Below are 21657 nucleotides of genomic sequence, written 5' to 3'. Positions count from 1 at the left end.
GTCTCGGTCACCCAGTCGCTGTGCGCCCTGCGGCGAACAGGCACACGGGGCGGCTCCTGATCCCTCCGGGCGCAGTTTGCCGGAATCACCGGCCGGGCGCTCGAGGACTCCGACCGCGACAGATCGGGCACGGCGGTCGCCAACTCGGTACCCGGCTGGGTTCTCGTTCGCCGCGCGGCTGATCATCGACAGCTTCCGACGAGCCACCCGTTGAGCCGTCTTGGATCGCATGCACCCGCAGAACGGCCGCTAGGGTGGCTGACGTGTCGTACGTAGGCCCGGACTTCGATCCTCCCCAGCCCCGCCGCCCCCGGCGCAGCCCCCTGACCGTGGCTATCGCCGCGCTCGTACCGGGTGCGCTGCTCGGGTGGCTCGTGTACGAGGTCGTGGGCGGGGGCGGCGGTGACGGCGGCGGGGCAGCTCAGGCGACCGTACGGACGTCCGCGGCGGCGACGTCCGGCGCGCCCGCCTCCTCCCCCGCCGGCGACGACAAGAACCCGAACAGCCCGGCGCCCACCCTCGCCTCCCCCACCTCGTCGGCGCCCGCCGCCTCCGGCCCCCTCAAGGGCAAGGTCGTCGTCATCGACCCGGGCCACAACCCCGGCAACTTCCAGCACGCCACCGAGATCGCCCGCCAGGTGGACATCGGCACGAACAAGAAGGAGTGCGACACGACGGGGACGTCCACCAACTCGGGCTACACGGAAGCCCAGTTCACCCTGGACGTGTCCCACCGTCTGAAGGCCCTGCTGGAGAAGCTGGGTGCCACGGTGAAGCTGACCCATGACGGCAACTCCCCTGCCTGGGGCCCCTGCGTGGACCAGCGGGCGCAGATCGGCAACCGGGCCCACGCCGACGCCGCGATCTCCATCCACGCGGACGGCTCCGCGGCCGGCAACCGCGGCTTCCACGTCATCCTTCCCGGCTCCGTCCACGCGGGCGCCGCCGACACCCGCCCCATCGTGGCCTCCTCCGCCGACCTCGGCGATCACATCGCGGGCTACTTCCTCCGCGTCACGGGTGAACCGCCCGCCAACTACATCGGCGACGGCCACGGCATCGTCACGCGTAAGGACCTGGGCGGTCTCAATCTGTCAACGGTTCCCAAGGTGTTCATCGAATGCGGGAACATGCGCGATAGCAAGGACGCGGCACTGCTCACCAGCGGTGCGTGGCGACAGAAGGCCGCGCAAGGAATTTCTGATGGAATCGTGAGTTTCCTGCACGGTTCGTGATCAGCGGGCTGATCCCGGCGGACGCCTTGCTCGGACGGACGATAGTGTCTACCGACGACGAGACGACTTACGAAGGACCTGAAGTGAATATCCGCTCCCTCACACGAGGCGACGGCGTGGTGATCGGAGCAGCGGTGTTGCTCTTCATCGCGTCGTTCCTCAACCTCTACAGCGTGTCCGGGTACAGCCTCGACGTGAACGCGTGGGACAGCCTCGGCACCGGTCTCGGCGTGTTCATGGGCGGGGTCATCGGCGCCGCGCTGATCGTCGTCAACCGCTGCCTCCCGCAGCCGCGCAAGGTCGCCGGGCTCGACCTCGGAGTGGCGGGCGTGGCGTTCAGCGTCCTCTCTGCCTGGACCCTGTTCTGGTACCTGGTCGACAGCGGCAAGAACACCAGCCCCGCCGCCGGCCTCGTCCTCGGCTTCATCGCCGCCCTCGTCCTGGCCGGCGCCGCCATCGCCACCCCCCTGGTCCCCGCCCTCCAGGCCGCCCTCATCCCCGCGCCCAAGCCCGCCGCCCCCCAGCCCTACGGCGGCCAGCCCCCCGGCGGCTACGGCTACCCCGGTGCCGGACAGCAGCAGCCCTACGGCGGTCAGCCGCAGCCCGGCCAGCCCTACGGGAGCGCTCAGCCGCAGCAGGCGCAGGCTCCGCAGCCGCCGGCCGGGGACTTCTCGCCGTTCTGGTTCGCCGTTCCGGTGCCGCGGCCGCTGTTCGCGGAGGACGGTTCGCCCACCCCGATCGCCGAACTCGCGCCGGGCACCTGGTACCTGGCCGTCGAGCAGCGCGGCCCGGCCCTGGTCGCCCAGACGCAGGACGGCCGCCGCGGTGTACTGCAGGACACCTCCGGCATCCAGCGCGGCTGACGCCAGCCGGCAAGAAGCTGCCACCGGCCCCTCGCCCTTCCGGGCGGGGGGCCGTTGTCGTACAGTCGCAGCTCCCAGCCCCGAACCTGACTGACCGTCAGTTATCTGATGGAGGCGTCATGCGACTCGGTCTCGCCCTCGGCTACTGGGGCCGCGGCCCCTCCCCCGACCACGTGCCGCTCGCGCAGGAGGCCGAACGGCTCGGATACGACTCCGTGTGGACCGCCGAGTCGTGGGGGTCCGACGCCTTCACCCCGCTGACCTGGATCGCGGCGCAGACCTCAACCATCAGGCTGGGAACCGCCGTTGCACAGATGGCCGCCCGCTCCCCGACCACCACCGCCATGCACGCCCTCACCCTCGATCACCTCTCCGGCGGGCGCATGATGCTCGGTCTCGGGCTGTCGGGGCCGCAGGTGGTGGAGGGGTGGTACGGGCGGCCGTTCCCGAAGTCGCCGCTGACCGCGACCCGGGAGTACGTGGACGTCGTACGGCAGGTGCTCAGGCGGGAGGGGCCGGTCGTGCTCGACGGCCGCTTCCACTCCCATCCGTACGGCGGCGCGGACGGCACCGGCCTCGGCAAGGCCCTCAAGCCCATCACACACCCCTTGCGTCCCGGCCTCCCCATCCTCCTCGGTGCCGAAGGGCCGAAGAACGTCGCGCAGACGACCCGTATCGCCGACGGCTGGCTCCCCCTGTACTGGTCGCCGACCCGCCCCGAGGTCTACGAGGCCTCGCTCACCGATGCCCCCGAGGGCTTTCTGGTCGCCCCCATGGCACAGGTCCGGGTCTGCGACGACGTGAGCGAAGGCCTGCTGCCCGTGAAGACCATGCTCGGCTTCTACATCGGCGGCATGGGCCACGCGGCGCGCAATTTCCACGCCGATCTGATGGCGCGGATGGGGTACGAGGAGGAGGCCCGGCGCATCCAGGAGCTGTTCCTGTCCGGGCGGCGCGAGGAGGCCGTACTCGCCGTACCGGACGCCTTCGCCGACGAGATCTCCCTGGTAGGACCGCGTGAACGGATCGCCGAGCGCCTGGAGTTGTGGCGCAAGGGGCCTGTGACGGACCTGCTGGCCCTCTCCCCCGACCGGGAGTCGCTGCGGGTGCTGGCCGAGCTCAACTCGTAGCCGCCGGTCAAAGCCGTTCGGGTTTCATACAGGATTCGGCGGCAATCCGGAAAGTATGTCTCGATATAGCAGCGGCAATCGAGCCGGGGCGGTCATAGCGATCGTCGCCGACGTCATGGCCCTCATTCTGGGCCTGTGGATCCTGATGTACCTGCTGGACGCCAACCGCGCCAACGACCTGGTGCAGTTCGTCCACAACGTGGCCAACTGGCTGGCCGGCTGGTCGCGTGACCTGTTCACCTTCGACAAGGCCTGGGCCCGCGTGGTCGCAGGTTACGGCCTGGCGGCGGTGGTCTACCTGTTCATCGGCCACGCGATCGCCGGACGGATGACGCGGCACTGACCACCCACCCCGCTGCGCCCGGAGATCAGGCGCAGCAGTCCGGATCCAGCCCCCTCGGCAGCTGCTCCCCGCCGAACACGGTGCAGGTCGCCTCGTGGCCGCCGAGGGCTGCGACCGCCAGCAGCAGGGATCCCGCGGTCCAGGTGGTCAGCTCGCGTGGCCAGATCGCCTTGTCCTCGAAGACGTAGCCCGTCCAGTACAGGCCGGTCTCGGGGTCCCGCAGGTGCTGGATCGACTGGAGGATGTCCAGCGCGCGGTCGGACTCGCCCATCGCCCACAGGGTGAGGGCGAGTTCGGCCGACTCGCCGCCGGTCACCCATGGGTTGGGGACCACGCAGCGCACCCCGAGGCCGGGGACGACGAAGCGGTCCCAGCCCTCCTCCATGCGGGACTTGGCCTCCGCACCCGTCAGCGCACCGCCCAGCACCGGGTAGTACCAGTCCATCGAGTAGCGGTCCTTGTCGAGGAACCGCTCCGGGTGACGACGGATCGCATGGCGGAGTGCTCCGACCGCCAACTCCCAGTCCGGCTGCGGTTCTTCGCGCTGTTCGGCGACGGCGAGCGCGCAGCGCAGGGCGTGGTGGACGGAGGAGGATCCGGTCAGCAGGGCGTCGGTGGTGAAGCCGCCGTCCTCCTCGCCCTTCCAGCCGATCTGGCCGCCGGGCTGCTGGAGCCGGAGGACGTACTCCATTGCTGCGTAGACGGCCGGCCACATGCGGTCCAGGAAGGTGTCGTCGCCCGTGGAGAGGTAGTGGTGCCAGACACCTACCGCGATGTACGCGACGAAGTTCGTCTCGCGGCCGTGGTCGGTGACGTCCGCGAAGTCGCCGTCGGCGTAGGCCGCGTACCAGGAGCCGTCCGCGTTCTGGTGCCGTGCCAGCCACTCGTACGCCCGCTCGGCGGCCTCGTGCTCGCCGGCCGCGTCCAGGGCCATCGCGGCCTCGGTGTGGTCCCAGGGGTCCAGGTGGTGTCCCCGGAACCACGGGATCGCGCCGTCCTCCCGCTGTACGGCGAGGATGCCGCGGACGGTCGCGGCAGCCTGCTCGGCGGTGAGGACCCCGGGCAGGACGAGGTGTTCTGTCCGGGGAGTGGTCACCGGGCGTCCACCGAGGGCAGGTGGGGCTTGGTCGCGTAGGCCACGAAGCTCTTGCCGATCAGGGGGTTGAGGGCCTGTTCGGCGACCCTGGTGGCCAGCGGCTTCTTCATGATGTCCCAGACCAGGAGCTTGTGGTACGCCTTCACCGGCAGCGCCTTGTCGTTGTCGACGCCGAACGCGCACTTCAGCCACCAGTAGGGGGAGTGGAGTGCGTGCGCGTGGTGGGTGCCGTAGGGCTTCAGGCCCGCCTCGCGGATCTTGGCCAGCAGTTCGTCGGCCTTGTAGATGCGGATGTGGCCGCCCTCGACCTCGTGGTAGGCGTCGGACAGCGCCCAGCAGACCTTCTCGGGGCCGTAGCGCGGGACGGTGACGGCGATGCGGCCGCCGGGCTTGAGCACCCGGACCATCTCGGCGAGCACGCCCTTGTCGTCCGGGATGTGCTCCATGACCTCGGAGATGATGACCACGTCGAAGGACTCGTCGGGGAAGGGCAGCGCCAGGGCGTCGCCCTCCATCGCCGTGGCGGTGGCGCCCGCCGGGGCCTCGCCCGCCTCCTTCATCGCGGCGAACCACTTCGCGACCTCGCGGATCTCCTCGCCGTTCTGGTCGAGCGCCACGACCTGGGCGCCGCGCCGGTAGCACTCGAACGCGTGCCGGCCGGCCCCGCAGCCGAGGTCCAGGACGCGGTCGCCCGGGGCGAGCGGGAACCGGGAGAAGTCGACGGTCAGCACGTGGCCCTGCTTTCGGGGTGGGTGGCGGCTAGTTCTTCTACGGCTTCTACGACGGCTTTCGGCTGTGGGGCCGCGCTGGGTGCCGGGGCCGGGGAGCCGGTGACGGCCTCGCGGTATCTGGCGACCGTTCCCTCGGCGGCGCGGGCCCAGGTGAAGTGCCGCAGGACGCGCTCACGGCCGGCGCGGCCGAGTCGTAGCCGCAGCTCCGGGTCGCCCAGCAGGCGGCTGAGGCCTGCGGCGAGGGCGCCCGGGTCACCCGGCGGCACCGCCAGGCAGGTCTCGCCGTCGCGGCCCGCGACCTCGGGGATCGCACCGCCGGTCGTCGCGACCAGGGGCGTGCCCGTGGCCATCGCCTCGGCCGCCGGCAGGGAGAAGCCCTCGTACAGGGAGGGCACACAGGCGACCTCCGCCGAGCGGACCAGATCGACCAGTTCGGCGTCCGAGATGCCCTTCACGAACTCGACGGCGCCTTCGAGGCCGTAGCGCTCCATGGCCTGGGCGACGGGCCCCTCGGCGGGGCGCTTGCCGACGACGACGAGGTGGGCGTCCGGGTGCTCGGTGCGGACCTTCGCGAGTGCCTCGACGAGGAAGACCAGGCCCTTGAGCGGGACGTCGGCGCTGGACGTCGTCACGATCCGGCCTGGCACCACGGGCACGGACGGGTCCGGCGAGAAGAGGTCGGTGTCGGCGCCGATGTGCACGACGTGGATACGGTCGTCCCGTACACCGAGGTGGTCGATGATCTCGGCGCGTGAGGTGCCGGAGACGGTGAGGACCGAGGGCAGGCGGCGGGCGACGCGCTTCTGCATGCGGGTGAAGGCGTACCAGCGGCGTTTGCCCCAGCGCTGCTGCCAGTTCTCGGCGGCGTCCAGCTCCAGCTGCCGGTCGACGGTGATGGGGTGGTGGATGGTGGTCACCAGGGGGGCGCCCACGTCGCCCAACAGGCCGTATCCGAGCGTCTGGTTGTCGTGCACGATGTCGAACCGGCCGCGGCGGGCGCGGAGATGGCGGCGGGCGCGCAGGGAGAAGGTCAGCGGCTCGGGGAAGCCGCCGGTCCACATGGTGGCGACCTCCAGCGCGTCGATCCAGTCGCGGTACTCGTCGCGCCCCGGGGTGCGGAAGGGGTCCGGGGAGCGGTAGAGGTCGAGGCTCGGCAGTTCGGTCAGGCTCAGGCGGCCGGCGTAGCCCTCGCCCTCGTCGAGGACGGGGTAGGGCTGGGAGCCGATGACCTCGACGCGGTGGCCGAGGCGGGCCAGCTCGCGCGAGAGATGGCGGACGTAGACGCCCTGTCCGCCGCAGAACGGGTTCCCTTTATAGGTGAGGAGCGCGATGTGGAGCGGTCGCTCGCCGTCGGCGGCGAGGTCCTCCTGGGGACCCGCCTGACTGGCCTCAGCGGTCACTCTGGGCCCCCTTCTGCCTGCACTGTCCCGCGAGATTACGCCGGGACGCTAATCTAGAACAAGTTTCAGACTTGATCGTCCAGGAGGCTCTGAATCTACCGGCAGGTAGGGGCGCGGTGAGCAGTGGATCAGGTGATTCGCGCCACGGCGGAGGCCCTGCCAAACTCGGTGCGATCACCAGCCCTCACCGATAGTCACGGAACGTACGGAACGGGATCCATGCCTGCGCAAGCGAAGGTGGCCAAGGTGGAAGCACGTACCTCGCAGCCGGCCTCCCCGCCCCTCACGGAGCGGCAGGAGGCGCGTCGTCGGCGCATCCTGCACGCGAGCGCGCAGCTGGCCAGCCGGGGTGGTTTCGACGCGGTGCAGATGCGTGAGGTGGCCGAGTCCTCGCAGGTGGCACTGGGCACGCTGTACCGCTACTTCCCGTCCAAGATCCATCTGCTGGTCGCCACCATGCAGGACCAGTTGGAGCACATGCACGGCACGCTGCGGAAGAAGCCGCCGCTGGGCGAGACGGCGGCCGAGCGGGTCGCCGAGACGCTGATGCGGGCCTTCCGTGCGCTGCAGCGCGAACCGCATCTGGCCGACGCGATGGTGCGTGCGCTGACCTTCGCCGACCGGAGCGTGTCGCCCGAGGTGGACCAGGTCTCCCGCCAGACCACCGTGATCATCCTGGACGCCATGGGCCTGGAGAACCCGACCCCCGAGCAGCTCTCCGCGGTCCGGGTCATCGAGCACACCTGGCACTCGGCCCTGATCACCTGGCTCTCGGGCCGCGCCTCCATCGCCCAGGTCAAGATCGACATCGAGACGGTGTGCCGGCTGATCGACCTGACGACGCCCCAAGCGCGGGCCTAGACACACAAAAGACCTACGAGACGGGTTCCCTTCGCCGGAGCTACCCGGGTCAGGTGGTGGAGGTCGCCTTCCAGTCGCGGACCTCGCGATCCACGGCCTTTTGGCCTCTCAGCCCGGACCGTCGACGTCGGTACCAGCGGACTGACTGCTTCACGCCAGAATCGGCTACTCCGGTTCGGACTCCCTCACTCGTCCCGTAGGCCAATTCCCAGAATAGAGCATCCGACCGGGAATGAAACCCCGGAAAGGGTACTTTTTCGGGCGCTACTCCTCCGGCGGAAACACCGGCTCCCCACTCCCCAGCAGCGTGATCACGATCGCCTCCACGGGGCAGTTCTCCGCCGCCTCCAGGATGCGTTCGTTGGCGTGGGTCTCCGGCTCGGCGGGGTGCGACTGCATGGCCGAGTCGAGGCGGAAGGCGCCGGTGGCCCGGTGGACGCACTGGGCCGAGCCGATGCAGACGGAGCGGTCGACCTCGACATGCCAGCGGTCGCCCGCCCCCACGCTCGAATTCGCTCGCGCGGGAGGTACCCCCATCCGCTCAGCCCTCCCAGCCGGCCGGAAGATGGATCATCTTGTGTTCGAGGTACTCGCCATAGCCCTCGGGGCCGAACTCCCGCCCCAGACCGGAGTTCTTGTAGCCGCCGAAGGGACCGAGCATGTCGAGGCTGAAGGTGTTCACCGAGTACGTGCCGGTGCGGACCTGGCGTGCGACGTCGATGCCGTGTGCCACGTCCGCGGTCCAGACGCTTCCGCTGAGCCCGTAGTCGGAGTCGTTCGCGATCTTCAGGGCCTCGGACTCGTCGCCGTACGGGAGCAGGCAGATCACCGGGCCGAAGATCTCCTCCCGGGCGATCCGCATCGAGTTGTCGACGTCGCCGAAGAGGGTCGGTTCGACGTACCAGCCGCGGTCCAGGCCCGGCGGGCGGCCGCCGCCGGTGAGGATCTTGGCGCCCTCCTCCTGGCCGATGCGGATGTAGTCGAGGTTGCGCTGCTGCTGGCGCCTGGCGACGAGGGGGCCGACCTGGGTCGCCGTGTCCAGCGGGTCGCCGACGATCAACGCACTCGCCGCCGCCGCGAAGGCCTCGGCGAACTCGTCGTAGCGCGAGCGGGGCAGGAGGATGCGGGTCTGGGCCACGCACGCCTGGCCGTTGTTCATCCAGGCCGCCGGGACGACGCCCGCGACGGTGGTGGCCACGTCCGCGTCCGGCAGGACAACCGCCGCCGACTTGCCGCCCAACTCCAGTGTGACGCGGGTGAGATTGCGGGAGGCCACCTCCATCACGCGCCTGCCCGCCGCCACCGAGCCGGTGAAGGCGACCTTGTCGATCCCGGGGTGCCCGACCAGGTACTCGCTGACCTCGCGGTCGGCGGGCAGGATCGACAGCACGCCCTCGGGCAGTCCGGCCTCGCGGGTGATGTCGGCCAGGATGTACGCGTCCAGCGGCGACTCCGGCGACGGCTTGAGCACCACCGTGCAGCCGGTGAGCAGCGCGGGCGCGAGCTTTGCGGCGGCCACGAACTGCGGGACGTTCCAGGGGACCACGGCCGCCACGACCCCGACCGGCTCACGCCGCACCAGGATCTTCCCGAGCACGCCGTCGCGCTGCTCCTCGTAGGTGAAGTTGCGGGCGACGGTGATCGCCGAGTCCCACACCATCATCGCGCCGAGCGCCTGCGCGAGGACGCTCCAGGAGTACGGGGACCCGTTCTCGGAGGAGATCACGCGGGCGATCTCCTCGTGCCGTACGGCGATCGCGTCCTTGATCCGGGTGACGACCTCGATCCGCTCGTCGAGCGTCATCCGCGGCCAGGGCCCCTCGTCGAAGGCGCGACGGGCGACGGCGACGGCCCGGTCGACGTCCTCCCGGCAGGCGTGCGGCACCCGCCCGATGACCTCCTCGGTGTGCGGCGAGATCACCTCGATGACGTCCTTGCCGAGGGGGTCGGTCAACTCCCCGCCGATGAACAGCTGTCCGTGTTCCACGAGCTCGGTCATGGCCGACTGCCTCCCCGGAGCGCCTGTCTCTGACGGTTCATCAGATACGGCACTGATACCAGTTCCCCTCGGAGGAGTCCACGGGCCGCACACGAGTTGAGGGTGTGGGCAGGTGACTTGGGCTCCCATCGAAACGCGTTCTAGTTATAGTGGGCCGAGCGTGGCCGGTTCGCGGTGATTGGGGAGCCCATGACGCAGGTGTACGACCACGGCGGAGGCGTCCGGTCGGTCAAGGTCCCCATCCCGGACAATCCCCTCGGTCATACGCTGGTCTACGTCGTCGACACCGACCGCGGGCCCGTACTGGTCGACACGGGGTGGGACGACCCCGCTTCCTGGGAGACGCTCGCCGAGGGGCTGACGGCCTGCGGTACGGCGGTGGGCGAGCTGCACGGTGTCGTCATCACCCATCACCACCCCGACCACCACGGCCTCTCCGGCAGGGTGCGCGAGGCGTCCGGCGCCTGGATCGCCATGCATGCCGCGGACACGGCGATCGTGCGGCGCACCCGCGACACCCGGCCGGGACGCTGGTTCGCGTACATGACCGACAAGCTGATCGCCGCCGGCGCCCCCGAGGAGCACGTGGCGCCGCTGCGCGACGCAGCCCCCCGCACCACTCTGCCGGGCTTCTCCCCCGCCCTGCCCGACCGGGAGATCGTCCCCGCCGAGCTGCTCGACCTCCCGGGCCGCCGGCTGCGCGCGATCTGGACGCCGGGGCACACCCCCGGCCACGTCTGCCTGCACCTGGAGGAGCAGCATCCGGGTCAACTCCCGGGCCACGGGCGGCTGTTCTCCGGCGATCACCTGCTCCCCGAGATCACCCCGCACATCGGCCTGTACGAGGACCCCGACGACACCACGGTCACCGACCCCCTCGGCGACTACCTCGACTCCCTCGAACGCGTCGGCCGTCTCGCCCCCGCCGAGGTGCTCCCCGCCCACCAGCACGTGTTCGCCGACGCTCCCGCCCGCGTACGGGAGTTGCTGGACCATCACGAGGAGCGGCTCACCGGCCTCAGGGCCCTCCTGGTGGAGCCGCTCACCCCCTGGCAGGTCGCCGAGCGCATGGAATGGAACCGGCCCTGGGCCCAGATCCCGTACGGGTCGCGGAACATCGCGGTCTCGGAGGCCGAAGCGCATCTGCGGCGGCTGGTGAAGCTGGGGCGGGCGGAGGCGGTGGCGGGGAGCGGCCCGGTGACGTACGTGGCGGTGTAAAGCGGTCGCGTCCGGTGATCCGCCGCTGGTACCAACGGTCCCATGGACCCGTTGCAGCAACTCCTCGCCGAACGCGCCTGCGAGCGTCTGATCCTCGACTTCGTCCACCGCCTCGACCTCGGCGAACCGGCCTCCGTGGCCGAGCTGTTCACGGAGGACGGCTGGTGGGAGTGGCCCCCTCCGGGGGACGGCCGGCGGTCCGAGGGACGGGAGGCGCTGCGGAAGTACTTCGGCGCGCGTCCCGCGGACAAGCTCTCGCGGCGGGTGATGTCCAACATCCGCACCACGGTGACCTCGGCGGACACGGCCGAGGCCACCTCGTACTTCACGACGTACCGGATCGAAGGCTGGACGGGCGGCATGGTCTTGGCCGGCCCTCCCGTCCAAGTGGGCCACTACGAGGACACCTTCCGCCGCGTCGACGGCCGCTGGCTGCTCGCCTCCCGCACCCTGCACCTCCCCTTCGGCGGCCCGACCCCGCACATCGGCCGCGGCCCCCTCGAACCCGTCCGCACCGACCGCGCGCCCTACGTCCCCTTCGCCGACGGCAGCGCGCCGCCGCTGTCCCAAGGGGTGCGCAGCGGTCCGCTGCTGTTCACCTCCGGGCAGGGCCCGCTGGATCCCGCGACCGGGAAGATGCCCGCGGACTTCGGCGCGCAGGCGCGGCAGGTGCTCGCCAACGTCGAGGCCGTCGTCGCGGCGGCGGGCGGCGACCGGCGGTCGATCACACGCTGCACCTGCTATCTGGCCGACCGCACCCACTTCGCCGAGTTCAACCGCGTCTACCGGGCCTTCTTCACGGACTGCTCACCCTTGCCCGCTCGTACGACGGTGGTGGCGGAGCCGGTCCGGGAGGGGGTGCTGGTGGAGGTGGACGCGGTGGCCGTCGTCGGCTGAGCACGCCCCCTACGCGATCGCTCGTATCAACTCCTCTGCCTTTCCTAGGAGTTCGACCTCCTCTCGGCTCATCGTCGCGTTGGCCGCGCGCCGCCGTCGGGCCTCCGTCAGGCGCTCGTCGGTGAGGTGGGAGGGGCCGGCGAGGAGGGCGGCCGGCATGGCGCGGGCGGCGTCGGCGACCGGTTCGTTCCCGACGGCGACCTGCGCGAGGATCATGGCGGAGATGCCCCAGTCCAGGCCCGGGTGACCCTCCTCCGCATTCCTCCAGTCGATCACGTACGGCCCCTAGGACGTCACCATCACATTGTCGTTGATCCGGCCCGTGCCGAGCAGCCTCCCGTCGTCATGGGCCGAACATAGCGCCGCACGCCTCACAGGCGGCTCTCAGCGTTTTCCTACGGGCCGGTACAGTGGCCGGGTCGTCATCACGCCGTACGGGGGGAAGCCGGTGCAATTCCGGCGCTGACCCGCAACCGTGAAGCCGCCCCACGCCGGGCGGCCAGCCGGACTGCCCCGCGCGGTTGTGACCGGCTCACGTGCGTCGGCACCCGTCGGCGTGCGGCACCGTCGAGGCATACGGAGCCGAGCCGCCGGGGTCGTCCCGTGCTGCCCGCTCCCGCAGGGAGAGGCACCCGCCGATCATGAACGTCGTCCGCCGCAGCGCCGCGGCCCTGGCCGCCACCACCGTCGTACTCGGTGCAGCCGTCCCCGCCTTCGCCGCGTCCCCCTCGCCGTCCCTGCCCGCCGGGCTGTACGGCACCTCCGACCCGAAGTACGACGGCGTCTGGCGCCAGTCGCTGGCGCTGCTCGCGCAGGACACCGTGGGGGTGAAGCCGGCGGCGAAGGCGGTGGACTGGCTGGCGGGACAGCAGTGTGCCAACGGGGCGTTCGCGCCGTTCCGCGCGGACCCGGCGAAGGCCTGTGACGCGAAGCTCATGGTGGACACGAACAGCACGGGCGCCGCCGTGCAGGCCCTTGCCGCGCTCGGCGGACACGGGAGCGTCACCGGCAAGGCGGTCGCCTGGCTGAAGTCCGTGCAGAACGAGGACGGCGGCTGGGGCTACGCCCCGGGCGGAGCGAGTGACGCGAACTCGACGTCCGTCGTCATCGGCGCGCTGACCGCCGTGGGCGACAAGCCGGACCAGGTCGTGAAGGACGGCAAGTCCCCTTACGACGCCCTGCTGAAGCTCGCCCTCCCCTGCGGCGGCGACGGCTCGGGTGCCTTCGCCTTCCAGCCGGACAAGAAGGGCAGGCTGTCCGCCAACGCGGACGCGAGCGCGGCCGCGGTCGTGGGCGCACTCGGCAAGGGGCTGGCCGGGGACTCCCCCGAATCCACCGGCGCCACTCCGACGTGCAAGAAGGCCACCGGCCCCGAGCAGGCCGCGCAGAACGGTGCCGCGTACCTCGTCAAGGCCCTGGCCGAGGACAAGCACCTGACGTCGGCGCTGCCCGGCGCCAAGCCCCAGCCCGACTACGGCAACACGGCCGACGCGGTCCTCGCCCTCGCCACCGCGGGCCACGGCGACAAGGCTGCCGACGCCATGCGCTGGCTGGAGACCAACTCCGCCGCGTGGGCCCGGCAGGCCGGACCGGCCGCATACGCGGAGCTGATCCTCGCGGCGCACGCGGAGCACTTCGACGTCCACGACTTCGGCGGCCAGGACCTGGTCAAGCTCCTCAACGCGACCGGCCCCGCGCCCGCCAGGCACCGGCACAAGGCGGCCCACAGGGACGACTCCGGCGTCAGCGTCTGGTGGATGGTCGGCGTCGGCCTCGTCGGCGGCATCGGCGTCGGCTTCCTGATCAGCGGCCGCAAGAAGAAGGCGCAGCCGTGATACGCCGCTTCGCCCCGCTCCTCGCCGCCCTGTTCCTGACCCTGACCGGCAGCGGCCAGGCGCAGGCCGCCGGTTACCGCTACTGGTCCTTCTGGGACTACGACGCCGGTCACTGGACGTACGCCACCCAGGGCCCGGCCACCGCCCGCCCCTCCGACGGCGCCGTCCAGGGCTTCCGCTTCTCGGTGAGCGAGGACTCGGGCGACTCGGCGAAGCCGCGTGGGGCGGTGTCGTTCCCGGTGATCTGCGCGCGGACGCCCGCGCAGGACGGCAAGAAGCGCGTGGCGCTCGTCCTCGACTTCGGTACGGCGGCGGACGCACCGTCCGGGGAGACACCGCCGGTCCGTCGCACGGTCTGCGCGCGGGTGCCTGCCGACGGCACGACGGCGGATGCGCTGGCGGCGGTGGCGAAGCCGCTGCGGTACGACACGAACGCCCTGCTGTGCGCCATCGCCGGGTATCCGGAGAAGGGGTGCGGGGAGCAGGTCTCCGGCGGGAAGAAGCCGACAGCCGCCGCGCAGAAGGGGGACAAGACGGGCGGTCCGTCGGTCGGGCTGTTCGTGGGGGCGGGCGCAGTCGCGCTGCTGGCCGCAGCAGCCGTGTGGCAGGCACGGCGACGCAGGCATGCGTAGCCGCGCTGCCAAGCCCGCGCAAGCGGGCAATCGTGCCGCTCGCCCCCGTGGCCTGCGGGCATTCGTGCCGCCTGGGGCGGCACCCGACCCGAAGAACCGTCCCGCACAACTCCACCCCGGAGCCTGGTGGCTCTGGTCCCTGGGCCTGGGCACCGCAGCCACCCGCACCACCAACCCCCTCCTCCTCTCCCTCCTCATCACGGCGTCCGCGTACGTCGTCGTCACCTGCCGCCCCCGAACCCCCGGTTCCCACGCCTACTCCGCCTTCCTCAAACTCGCCCTCGCCGTCCTCCTCATCCGTCTCGTCTTCGCGGTCGCGCTCGGCTCCCCCATTCCCGGCACCCACGTGATCGCCACCCTCCCGGAACTCCCGCTCCCGCACTGGGCGCAGGGCATCCGCCTGGGCGGCAGGGTCACCGCCGAGTCGCTCCTCTTCGCCTTCTACGACGGCCTGAAACTGGCCACCCTCCTCATCTGCGTGGGCGCCGCGAACGCCCTCGCCAACCCGTCCCGTCTCCTCAAGTCCCTGCCCGGCGCCCTGTACGAGACCGGCGTCGCCGTGGTGGTCGCCCTCACCTTCGCCCCGAACCTCATCGCCGACGTCCAGCGGCTGCGCGCCGCCCGCCGTCTGCGCGGCCGCCCGGACAGCGGCATCCGCGGTCTGCTGCAGGTCGGGCTCCCCGTGCTTGAGGGCGCGTTGGAGCGTTCGGTCGCGCTCGCCGCCGCGATGGACGCCCGCGGCTACGGCCGCACGGCCGAGGTCCCGCCCGCCGTCCGCCGCACCACCGCCGCCCTCACCCTCGGCGGCCTGCTCGGCGTCTGCGCGGGAACGTACGGGCTACTCACCGCCGAAGGCGGCACATACGGCCTGCCCCTGCTGCTCGCCGGGGTCGTCGCGGCCCTGGCCGGTCTGCGGCTGGGCGGCCGGCGCAGTCTGCGTACCCGATACCGGCCCGACCGCTGGGACATCCGCGCCTGGCTGGTCACGGCCTCCGGCGCCGTGGTCGCCGCGCTGCTCACCCTTGCCGCCGACGCCGACCCGGCGGCCCTGAACCCCGGTGTCGTCCCGCTCGCCGCCCCCACGCTCCCCCTGTGGCCGGCGGCGGCCGTACTCCTCGCCCTGCTGCCCGCCTTCATCGCCCCGAAGGAGCCGTCGTGATCCGCTTCGAGGATGTTTCCGTGATGTACGAGGGGGCGGCCGAACCCACCGTCCGGGGCGTGGACTTCGAGGTCCCGGAAGGCGAACTGGTGCTCCTGGTCGGCCCGTCAGGAGTGGGGAAATCAACCGTTCTCGGCGCGGTCAGCGGTCTCGTCCCGCACTTCACGGGCGGCACCCTGCGGGGGCGCGTCACGGTGGCGGGCCGCGACACCCGTACGCACAAGCCGCGCGAACTCGCGGACGTGGTGGGCACGGTGGGCCAGGACCCGCTCTCCCACTTCGTGACGGACACCGTCGAGGACGAACTCGCCTACGGCATGGAGTCGTTGGGCCTGGCACCCGATGTGATGCGCCGCCGTGTCGAGGAGACCCTCGACCTCCTCGGCCTGGCCGACCTCCGCAACCGCCCCATCGCCACCCTCTCCGGCGGCCAACAGCAACGCGTCGCCATCGGCTCGGTCCTCACCCCGCACCCCCGGGTCCTGGTCCTCGACGAACCGACGTCGGCCCTCGACCCGGCGGCGGCGGAAGAGGTCCTGGCGGTCCTGCAACGCCTGGTCCACGACCTGGGCACCACTGTCCTGATGGCAGAACACCGCCTGGAACGGGTCATCCAGTACGCAGACCAGGTCGCCGTCCTGCCGACCCCGGGAGCCCCCGTGCAACTGGGCCCTCCGGCCGCCATGATGGCCGTATCGCCGGTGTATCCACCTGTGGTGGCTCTGGGGCGCCTGGCAGCCTGGTCCCCACTACCGCTGACGGTGAGGGACGCCCGCCGTCGGGCAGAGGACCTCCGCGACCGACTCGCGCAGCCTGCGGACAGCCGCACGCAGCCTGCGGGCAATCGTGCCGCCAGGGCGGCTCCCGACCCAGAGAAAGGCGGCACTCCGCAAGCGCGGGCAAGCGAACCCACCCCCACAGCAACCTCCACTTGGCGGCGCCGACGCACAAAGGCCCAGCCCGACCGAACTCCCAGCCTCCCAGCAGAAGTTCGCTCCCTATCCGTCCGCCACGCAAACATCCAAGCCCTCCGCCACATAGACCTGACCATCACCCCCGGCGAAACCCTCGCCCTCATGGGCCGCAACGGCGCCGGCAAATCCACCCTCCTCAACACCCTCGTAGGCCTGACACCCCCCACCACGGGTTCAGTAAGCGTCGGCGGCCTCACCCCCCACCGCACACCACCCCCCACCCTCATCCGCCACGTAGGCCTGGTCCCGCAGGAACCCCGCGACCTCCTCTACGCCGACACGGTCGCAGCCGAGTGCACCGCAGCCGACCGCGACGCCGACGCCACCCCCGGCACCTGCCGCACCCTCCTGTCGACCCTCCTCCCCGAGATCACCGAGGTCACGGACGACACCCACCCCCGCGACCTCTCCGAGGGCCAACGCCTCACCCTCGCCCTGGCAGTCGTCCTCACCGCCCGCCCACCCCTGCTCCTCCTCGACGAACCCACCCGCGGACTGGACTACGCGGCGAAGGCCCGCCTCGTGACCCTGCTCCGCAACCTGGCAGTCGAGGGACACGCGATCGTCCTGGCCACGCACGACGTCGAACTGGCCGCCGAACTGGCCCACCGAGTGGTCCTGCTCGCCGACGGCGAGGTGATCGCGGACGGGCCGACGGCCGAGGTCGTCGTCTCGTCCCCGTCCTTCGCCCCGCAGGTCACCAAGATCCTCGCCCCGCAGCAGTGGCTCACGGTCGCGCAGGTACGGGAGGCCCTGGGATGACACCGCAGGCCCGCCCCATCCGCCTGGGCCCCCGTTCGCTCACGGCCCTCACCCTGGTCGGCGCCGTGGGCGCGGCCGCCTTCGGCTGGCCCTTCCTCGCCCCGCCCGGCTCACAGCTCGGCGCCCACGCCCAGGACGCCCCCTGGCTCTTCGCGGGTCTGCTGGTGCTGCTGGTCGCCGTCGTGGCCGCGACCATCGCGGAGTCCGGGCTCGGCCCCAAGGCGGTCGCCATGCTCGGGGTGCTCGCGGCGACCGGCGCGGCCCTGCGCCCGCTCGGTGCGGGGACCGCGGGCATCGAGCCGATGTTCTTCCTGATGGTGCTGAGCGGACGCGTGCTCGGCCCGGGCTTCGGCTTCACCCTCGGCTCGCTCACCATGTTCGCGTCCGCGCTGCTCACGGGCGGGGTGGGCCCGTGGATGCCGTTCCAGATGCTGGCGATGGGCTGGTTCACGATGGGGGCCGGGCTGCTCCCGGGACCCGACCGTCTGCGTGGCCGCGGCGAGCTCGCCCTCCTCGCCGTGTACGGCTTCCTCGCCGCCTTCGCCTACGGCACGGTCATGAACCTGGCCGGCTGGCCCTTCATGGGCGCGCTCGCCTCGGGCATCGCCTTCGACCCGCAGGCGGCCGTCGCCGCCAACCTGGCCCGTTTCCTCGCGTACTGCGCGGCCACCTCACTCGGCTGGGACCTGGGGCGGGCGGTCGTCACCGTCGTACTGACGCTCACGCTCGGCCCGGCCGTGCTCAGGGCACTACGCAGAGCCACCCGCCGGGCGGCGTTCGAGACGGCGGTCACTTTCGACCCTCGTTGACCGGTGAACCACCCCACATGACCCACATCACCCACTAATCGCCCTAGTAGTGCATATCGGACGCCATGTCCACGCCATAACGGCCCCCGACCTGCGCTTTGAGAGCCATGTCACACGACGATCACCTCCCCCACATACGACCACAACTAGCAAATACGGTCATTGCGGACCCCCTCCGAGCCTGTTTCTCTGGATGACGTCGCACGGCGCCGAGTGCCCTCAGGGCCACGGCGCCGACGCATGCCCCCGGGTCTCCCGGACTCCGGGCCCCGGGCTGCGCGCGACCCTCTGTCCCCGAAGAAAAAGGTTCCTCGTGTTCGTCTCCCGCATCGCCCGCCGTATCGCGTCCCCGAAGAAGGCCCTCGCCTCCGCCGCCGTGGCCGCCGCCACCGCCGGCATGGTGCTGACCGCGGCTCCCGCCCACGCCGCGACCGCCGACTCGGCCGCCAGCGCTCAGGCGATCGCGCACAAGATGATCCCGAGCGCGGCGCAGTACAACGCCTTCAGCAAGATCGTCGAGCATGAGAGCGGCTGGAACGTCACCGCCACCAACTCCTCCTCCGGCGCCTACGGCCTGGTCCAGGCCCTCCCGGGCTCGAAGATGGCCAGCGCCGGCTCGGACTGGAAGACCAACCCCAGGACCCAGATCAAGTGGGGCCTGGACTACATGAACTCCCGCTACGGCAGCCCGGCCGCCGCCTGGGCCTTCTGGCAGGCCCACAACTGGTACTGAGCCGCCGCACCCGGCTCAGCCCCGAGCCCGTACGCCGTCGAAGAACCGCACCACCTGCGGGGCCGACGCGGCGAAGGAGCCGAAGTGGTCCACGGCTCCCTGATCGACCACCCGCACCCTCGTTCCCTGACCGGCGAGGGTGCGGGCGCATGAGCGGGTGTTGCCGATGGGCACGTCGGTGTCGCCGGCACCGGCGTACAGCCGCACCGGCACGTCCGGCTTCCAGTCGCAGGTGTGATCGGCGGCGCGCGTCGCGTCCAGCAGCGGGCCCGACAGGTGCCGCAGCCGCTCCTGGAAGGCGGGCGTGAGCAGGTCCTTCACCGTGGGGGCGAGCGCCTTGATGACGTCGTCCTCCTCGTGGTTCCCGTCGTAGAGGCCCTCGACCCGGCTCGCGTACGGGGCGCGGAAGACCTCCGCCGGGTCCTTGTAGATCGGGTGCAGACGGTTCTGCGCGACCAGCCAGTACGAGATGTAGAGCACCCCGCTGGTGTCGTTGACCCGGCCGTCGAACAGCGCGGGGAGCTCCTGGCCCTCCAGGTCGTACGGGCCGCTGATCGGCGCGAGGGCCTTCAGCCGGAAGTGGCCGTCGACGCCGTGCTCCAGCGCCTTGCCCAGCGCCATCGCGATCTGGCCGCCCTGTGAGAAGCCGGTCGCGTAGACGTCCCCGGTGAGCGGGCGTCCCAGCCGCTGCGCCGCCGTGCGGGCGGCGCGCAGCATGTCGACGGAGGCGGTGACGCCCGAGCGCGTGTCCATGTAGGGGTGCGGGCCCGGGCCCTGCCCCAGGCCCAGGTAGTCGGGGGCGGCCACCGCACGCCCTGCGCTCGCGTTCAGGTAGGACGGGATGCGGCCGTTGTCCTCGCTCGCGGAGGGCGCGTAGCTGCGCTTGACCATCGTGGGGTGGGTGTCGGACACCAGGTCGAGCCGGTGGGCGCCGCCCTTGGGGAGGGTCAGCAGGCCGGTCGCGGTCGTCGGCCCTCCGTACGGGTCGACGGTCCGGTACGTCAGCCGGTACGCCCGTACGCCGTACCGCACGGGGTCGGCGGCGACGCCCCTGTCGGTCACGAACTTCCTGACCTGCCCGGCGTCGCGGTCGGCGACCGGGGTGACGGAGACCAGGTCTCCGCGTCGCGTCCCGGCGTGCGTCTGCTCGGCGGCGGTGGCCACGGGCGCCGCGGCGAGCCCCGCGAGCACCAGGGCCGCCGCCGCGGCGAGAGCCCGCCGGGTCCGCCAACTGGCCGGTGTTCCACAGGATTTGCGCGTCTGATCGGTCATGGCGTCGACGCTACGGACACACATCGAATGTCGGCATCCGAGTGGCCCCCGCGTCCGTGGTGGACTTGAGCGCACCCTGCCCGTCCGGCTGCCCGGAGTTGATGAGCGTGAGTGAGAGCGACCAGGGGGCGCGCGGGCTGCGCCTGGTGTTCGTGCTGTTGGGCCTGACGGTGGTCAGCGGGCTGATCGACGCGGTCAGTTACCTGGGGCTCGGGCACGTCTTCACCGCGAACATGACCGGCAATGTGGTGGTGCTGGGTTTCGCGGCGGCCGGGGCGCCCGGGTTCTCCGTACCGCACACCGCGACCTCGCTGGTCTGCTTCCTGCTCGGCGCGGTGGCCGGAGGGCGGGTCACGCGATGGCTGGGCGACGGTCCGAAGCGCACCTGGGCGCGGCTCACGCTCGCCGCGGAGGCGGTGCTGGGGGGCGGGGCCGCCGCGGCCGCGTTCGCCGCCCCGCACGTCGCCGGCACCCGCTATGCCGTGATCGGGCTCACGGCCGTCGCGATGGGCCTGCGCAACGCGACGGTCCGCAAGCTCGACGTCCCCGGCCTCACCACGACGACCGTCCTGACGATGACGCTGACAGGCCTTGCCGCCGACTCCCGGGCCGGCGGCGGCTCGGGCCGCCGTTCGCCGCGCCGTTCGGCGGCGGTCGTCGCGATGGCCGCCGGCGCCTGCCTCGGCGCCTGGCTGGTGCTCCACCACGGCCTGGGCATTCCGCTGCTGGTCGCGGCGGTGACGGCGGGCGTGCTCGCGGTGGTGGCGTCGGGGCGGGAGTGACACCCGCCCCGGTGCCGCTTACTTGCCGAGGAAGGCCAGCAACGCGGTGTTGACCTCCTCCGCGTGGGTCCACAGCAGGCCGTGCGGGGCGCCCTCGATCTCCACGTACTCGGCGGAGGGCAGCAGGGCGCGGAAGGGCCGCCCGGTCGAGTCGATCGGCAGGATGCGGTCGCCGGTGCCGTGCAGGATCAGCGTCGGCACGTCGACCTTGGCCACGTCGGCCCGGAAGTCGGTGATCCAGGTCGGCACACAGGCCACCGAGGCGTGCGCCGAGGAACCGGCCGCCACGTTCCAGCTGTTGCGCACCGCCTCCTCGCTGATACGGCTGCCGAGCGTCTCGTCCAGGTTGTAGAAGTCCTGGTAGAACGCGGTGAAGTAGGCGTACCGGTCCTTGCTGACGGCCTCCAGGATGCCGTCGAAGACCTGCTGGTCGACGCCGGTCGGGTTGTCGTCGGTCTTGAGCAGGAAGGGTTCGAGCGACGCCAGGAAGGCGGCCTTCGCCACCCGGCCCGAACCGTAGGTGCCCAGGTAGCGGCCCACCTCGCCGGTGCCCATCGAGAAGCCGACCAGGACGGCGTCGGTCAGGTCCAGCGTGGTCAGCACCTTGTCCAGGTCGGCGGCGAAGGTGTCGTAGTCGTAGCCCTTGGTCGGCTGCGAGGAGCGGCCGAAGCCACGGCGGTCGTAGGTGATGACCCGGTGGCCGGCCTCCAGCAGGACGGGCACCTGCCGCTCCCAGGAATGGCCGTCGAGCGGGTAGCCGTGGATGAGCACGACCGGCTGTCCGGTGCCGTGGTCCTCGTAGTAGAGCTCGATGGGCGCGCTGTTCTCTTCGCCGACGGTGATGTAAGGCATGTCGGTTCACCCTCCATGGACGGGGACTTCTGGGTACGGGGTCCAGCCCACCACGGGTGACGGGATGTCACCAG

At 71.5% G+C, this 21657-nt stretch carries 22 protein-coding genes, 1 pseudogene and 1 riboswitch; of the genes and pseudogenes, 15 read left to right on the top strand and 8 right to left on the bottom strand.

Going from position 1 to position 21657, the window contains the following annotated elements; all coding sequences use genetic code 11:
• Positions 1–263 precede the first annotated feature (263 nt).
• The 4 genes from ACWCRD_RS21045 (at position 264) to ACWCRD_RS21030 (ending at position 3571) form a co-directional block, all read left to right on the top strand.
• Complete coding sequence (locus tag ACWCRD_RS21045) at positions 264–1235, top strand: N-acetylmuramoyl-L-alanine amidase (protein WP_450967308.1); 972 nt, start codon at positions 264–266, stop codon at positions 1233–1235.
• A gap of 83 nt (positions 1236–1318) precedes the next feature.
• The gene (locus tag ACWCRD_RS21040; protein WP_450967307.1) at positions 1319–2098 is read left to right on the top strand and encodes a hypothetical protein; all 780 of its coding nucleotides are present in this window, start codon (positions 1319–1321) and stop codon (positions 2096–2098) included.
• 119 nt (positions 2099–2217) lie between these two features.
• On the top strand, positions 2218–3228 hold the full coding sequence (locus ACWCRD_RS21035; RefSeq protein ID WP_450967306.1) for an LLM class F420-dependent oxidoreductase: 1011 nt from the start codon (positions 2218–2220) through the stop codon (positions 3226–3228).
• 55 nt (positions 3229–3283) lie between these two features.
• Entirely contained in the window at positions 3284–3571 is a 288-nt protein-coding gene (locus tag ACWCRD_RS21030) for a hypothetical protein (RefSeq protein WP_450967305.1), read from the top strand.
• A gap of 25 nt (positions 3572–3596) precedes the next feature.
• Here ACWCRD_RS21030 and ACWCRD_RS21025 read toward each other — a convergent pair whose 3' ends face one another.
• From ACWCRD_RS21025 to ACWCRD_RS21015, 3 genes are read right to left on the bottom strand one after another with little or no spacing between them, the layout of a single operon-like run.
• Positions 3597–4667, bottom strand: coding sequence for a prenyltransferase/squalene oxidase repeat-containing protein (locus ACWCRD_RS21025; protein ID WP_450967304.1), 1071 nt, complete (start codon positions 4665–4667; stop codon positions 3597–3599).
• Entirely contained in the window at positions 4664–5398 is a 735-nt protein-coding gene (locus tag ACWCRD_RS21020) for a class I SAM-dependent methyltransferase (protein WP_450967303.1), read from the bottom strand. Before ACWCRD_RS21020 ends, ACWCRD_RS21025 begins: the two co-directional genes overlap by 4 nt.
• Complete coding sequence (locus ACWCRD_RS21015) at positions 5392–6798, bottom strand: glycosyltransferase family 4 protein (RefSeq protein WP_450967302.1); 1407 nt, start codon at positions 6796–6798, stop codon at positions 5392–5394. Before ACWCRD_RS21015 ends, ACWCRD_RS21020 begins: the two co-directional genes overlap by 7 nt.
• A 219-nt stretch (positions 6799–7017) precedes the next feature.
• On the opposite strand from ACWCRD_RS21015, the gene ACWCRD_RS21010 reads away from it, so the two are divergent.
• A complete protein-coding gene (locus ACWCRD_RS21010; RefSeq protein WP_450967301.1) occupies positions 7018–7659 on the top strand; it encodes a TetR family transcriptional regulator in 642 nt (213 codons plus the stop codon).
• Positions 7660–7923: 264 nt separating this feature from the next.
• Here the strand turns inward: ACWCRD_RS21010 and ACWCRD_RS21005 are convergent, their stop codons facing one another.
• Positions 7924–8196 carry a ferredoxin gene (locus tag ACWCRD_RS21005; protein WP_450967300.1) on the bottom strand — a complete coding sequence of 91 codons (273 nt, stop codon included), beginning with the start codon at positions 8194–8196 and terminating at the stop codon, positions 7924–7926.
• Positions 8197–8200: 4 nt separating this feature from the next.
• The gene (locus ACWCRD_RS21000; protein ID WP_450967299.1) at positions 8201–9658 is read right to left on the bottom strand and encodes an aldehyde dehydrogenase; all 1458 of its coding nucleotides are present in this window, start codon (positions 9656–9658) and stop codon (positions 8201–8203) included.
• A gap of 189 nt (positions 9659–9847) precedes the next feature.
• Here ACWCRD_RS21000 and ACWCRD_RS20995 point away from each other — a divergent pair, with 189 nt between their 5' ends.
• The 3 genes and pseudogenes from ACWCRD_RS20995 (at position 9848) to ACWCRD_RS20985 (ending at position 11773) form a co-directional block, all read left to right on the top strand.
• The gene (locus tag ACWCRD_RS20995) at positions 9848–10876 is read left to right on the top strand and encodes an MBL fold metallo-hydrolase (protein WP_450967298.1); all 1029 of its coding nucleotides are present in this window, start codon (positions 9848–9850) and stop codon (positions 10874–10876) included.
• 42 nt (positions 10877–10918) lie between these two features.
• Positions 10919–11365: pseudogene (locus ACWCRD_RS20990) on the top strand (nuclear transport factor 2 family protein); the annotation flags it as partial.
• Positions 11360–11773, top strand: a complete 414-nt coding sequence (locus ACWCRD_RS20985; protein WP_450967374.1) for a RidA family protein — start codon at positions 11360–11362, stop codon at positions 11771–11773. The pseudogene ACWCRD_RS20990 and the gene ACWCRD_RS20985, both read left to right, overlap by 6 nt.
• 9 nt (positions 11774–11782) lie before the next feature.
• Here the strand turns inward: ACWCRD_RS20985 and ACWCRD_RS20980 are convergent, their stop codons facing one another.
• Complete coding sequence (locus ACWCRD_RS20980; RefSeq protein ID WP_450967297.1) at positions 11783–12049, bottom strand: hypothetical protein; 267 nt, start codon at positions 12047–12049, stop codon at positions 11783–11785.
• 115 nt (positions 12050–12164) lie between these two features.
• Positions 12165–12295, top strand: a riboswitch (cobalamin riboswitch).
• A gap of 119 nt (positions 12296–12414) precedes the next feature.
• On the opposite strand from ACWCRD_RS20980, the gene ACWCRD_RS20975 reads away from it, so the two are divergent.
• The 6 genes from ACWCRD_RS20975 (at position 12415) to ACWCRD_RS20950 (ending at position 18677) form a co-directional block, all read left to right on the top strand.
• Positions 12415–13608, top strand: coding sequence for a prenyltransferase/squalene oxidase repeat-containing protein (locus ACWCRD_RS20975; protein WP_450967296.1), 1194 nt, complete (start codon positions 12415–12417; stop codon positions 13606–13608).
• Positions 13605–14240, top strand: a complete 636-nt coding sequence (locus ACWCRD_RS20970; RefSeq protein ID WP_450967295.1) for an SCO2322 family protein — start codon at positions 13605–13607, stop codon at positions 14238–14240. Before ACWCRD_RS20975 ends, ACWCRD_RS20970 begins: the two co-directional genes overlap by 4 nt.
• Positions 14233–15399, top strand: a complete 1167-nt coding sequence (locus ACWCRD_RS20965; RefSeq protein WP_450967294.1) for an energy-coupling factor transporter transmembrane component T — start codon at positions 14233–14235, stop codon at positions 15397–15399. The genes ACWCRD_RS20970 and ACWCRD_RS20965 overlap by 8 nt, the downstream gene beginning before the upstream one ends.
• Entirely contained in the window at positions 15396–17135 is a 1740-nt protein-coding gene (locus ACWCRD_RS20960) for an ABC transporter ATP-binding protein (RefSeq protein WP_450967293.1), read from the top strand. Before ACWCRD_RS20965 ends, ACWCRD_RS20960 begins: the two co-directional genes overlap by 4 nt.
• Positions 17132–17944, top strand: coding sequence for an ECF transporter S component (locus tag ACWCRD_RS20955; RefSeq protein ID WP_450967292.1), 813 nt, complete (start codon positions 17132–17134; stop codon positions 17942–17944). Before ACWCRD_RS20960 ends, ACWCRD_RS20955 begins: the two co-directional genes overlap by 4 nt.
• Positions 17945–18257: 313 nt before the next feature.
• Complete coding sequence (locus ACWCRD_RS20950) at positions 18258–18677, top strand: aggregation-promoting factor C-terminal-like domain-containing protein (RefSeq protein ID WP_450967291.1); 420 nt, start codon at positions 18258–18260, stop codon at positions 18675–18677.
• Between the two features lie 15 nt (positions 18678–18692).
• Here ACWCRD_RS20950 and ACWCRD_RS20945 read toward each other — a convergent pair whose 3' ends face one another.
• The gene (locus ACWCRD_RS20945; RefSeq protein WP_450967290.1) at positions 18693–19949 is read right to left on the bottom strand and encodes an alpha/beta hydrolase; all 1257 of its coding nucleotides are present in this window, start codon (positions 19947–19949) and stop codon (positions 18693–18695) included.
• Between the two features lie 101 nt (positions 19950–20050).
• On the opposite strand from ACWCRD_RS20945, the gene ACWCRD_RS20940 reads away from it, so the two are divergent.
• Positions 20051–20731, top strand: a complete 681-nt coding sequence (locus ACWCRD_RS20940) for a YoaK family protein (protein ID WP_450967289.1) — start codon at positions 20051–20053, stop codon at positions 20729–20731.
• An 18-nt stretch (positions 20732–20749) separates the two neighbouring features.
• On the opposite strand, the gene ACWCRD_RS20935 is transcribed toward ACWCRD_RS20940, so the two are convergent.
• Positions 20750–21583 (bottom strand): alpha/beta fold hydrolase, encoded by an 834-nt coding sequence (locus ACWCRD_RS20935; protein ID WP_450967288.1) that lies wholly within the window; start codon positions 21581–21583, stop codon positions 20750–20752.
• Positions 21584–21657 lie beyond the last annotated feature (74 nt).

It is taken from the genome of Streptomyces sp. NPDC002092 (genome assembly GCF_053593775.1).
The sequence above is the reverse complement of the archived record's forward strand: the minus strand, read 5'-3'. Positions and strand labels throughout refer to the sequence as shown.

Coding starts and splice junctions, on each gene's coding strand:
- ACWCRD_RS21035 (WP_450967306.1), top strand. CDS start 2,218: ATGCGACTCGGTCTCGCCCTCGGCTACTGGGGCCGCGGCCCCTCCCCC.
- ACWCRD_RS21030 (WP_450967305.1), top strand. CDS start 3,284: ATGTCTCGATATAGCAGCGGCAATCGAGCCGGGGCGGTCATAGCGATC.
- ACWCRD_RS21010 (WP_450967301.1), top strand. CDS start 7,018: ATGCCTGCGCAAGCGAAGGTGGCCAAGGTGGAAGCACGTACCTCGCAG.
- ACWCRD_RS21005 (WP_450967300.1), bottom strand. CDS start 8,196: ATGGGGGTACCTCCCGCGCGAGCGAATTCGAGCGTGGGGGCGGGCGAC.
- ACWCRD_RS21000 (WP_450967299.1), bottom strand. CDS start 9,658: ATGACCGAGCTCGTGGAACACGGACAGCTGTTCATCGGCGGGGAGTTG.
- ACWCRD_RS20995 (WP_450967298.1), top strand. CDS start 9,848: ATGACGCAGGTGTACGACCACGGCGGAGGCGTCCGGTCGGTCAAGGTC.
- ACWCRD_RS20975 (WP_450967296.1), top strand. CDS start 12,415: ATGAACGTCGTCCGCCGCAGCGCCGCGGCCCTGGCCGCCACCACCGTC.
- ACWCRD_RS20965 (WP_450967294.1), top strand. CDS start 14,233: ATGCGTAGCCGCGCTGCCAAGCCCGCGCAAGCGGGCAATCGTGCCGCT.
- ACWCRD_RS20955 (WP_450967292.1), top strand. CDS start 17,132: ATGACACCGCAGGCCCGCCCCATCCGCCTGGGCCCCCGTTCGCTCACG.
- ACWCRD_RS20945 (WP_450967290.1), bottom strand. CDS start 19,949: ATGACCGATCAGACGCGCAAATCCTGTGGAACACCGGCCAGTTGGCGG.
- ACWCRD_RS20940 (WP_450967289.1), top strand. CDS start 20,051: ATGAGCGTGAGTGAGAGCGACCAGGGGGCGCGCGGGCTGCGCCTGGTG.
- ACWCRD_RS20935 (WP_450967288.1), bottom strand. CDS start 21,583: ATGCCTTACATCACCGTCGGCGAAGAGAACAGCGCGCCCATCGAGCTC.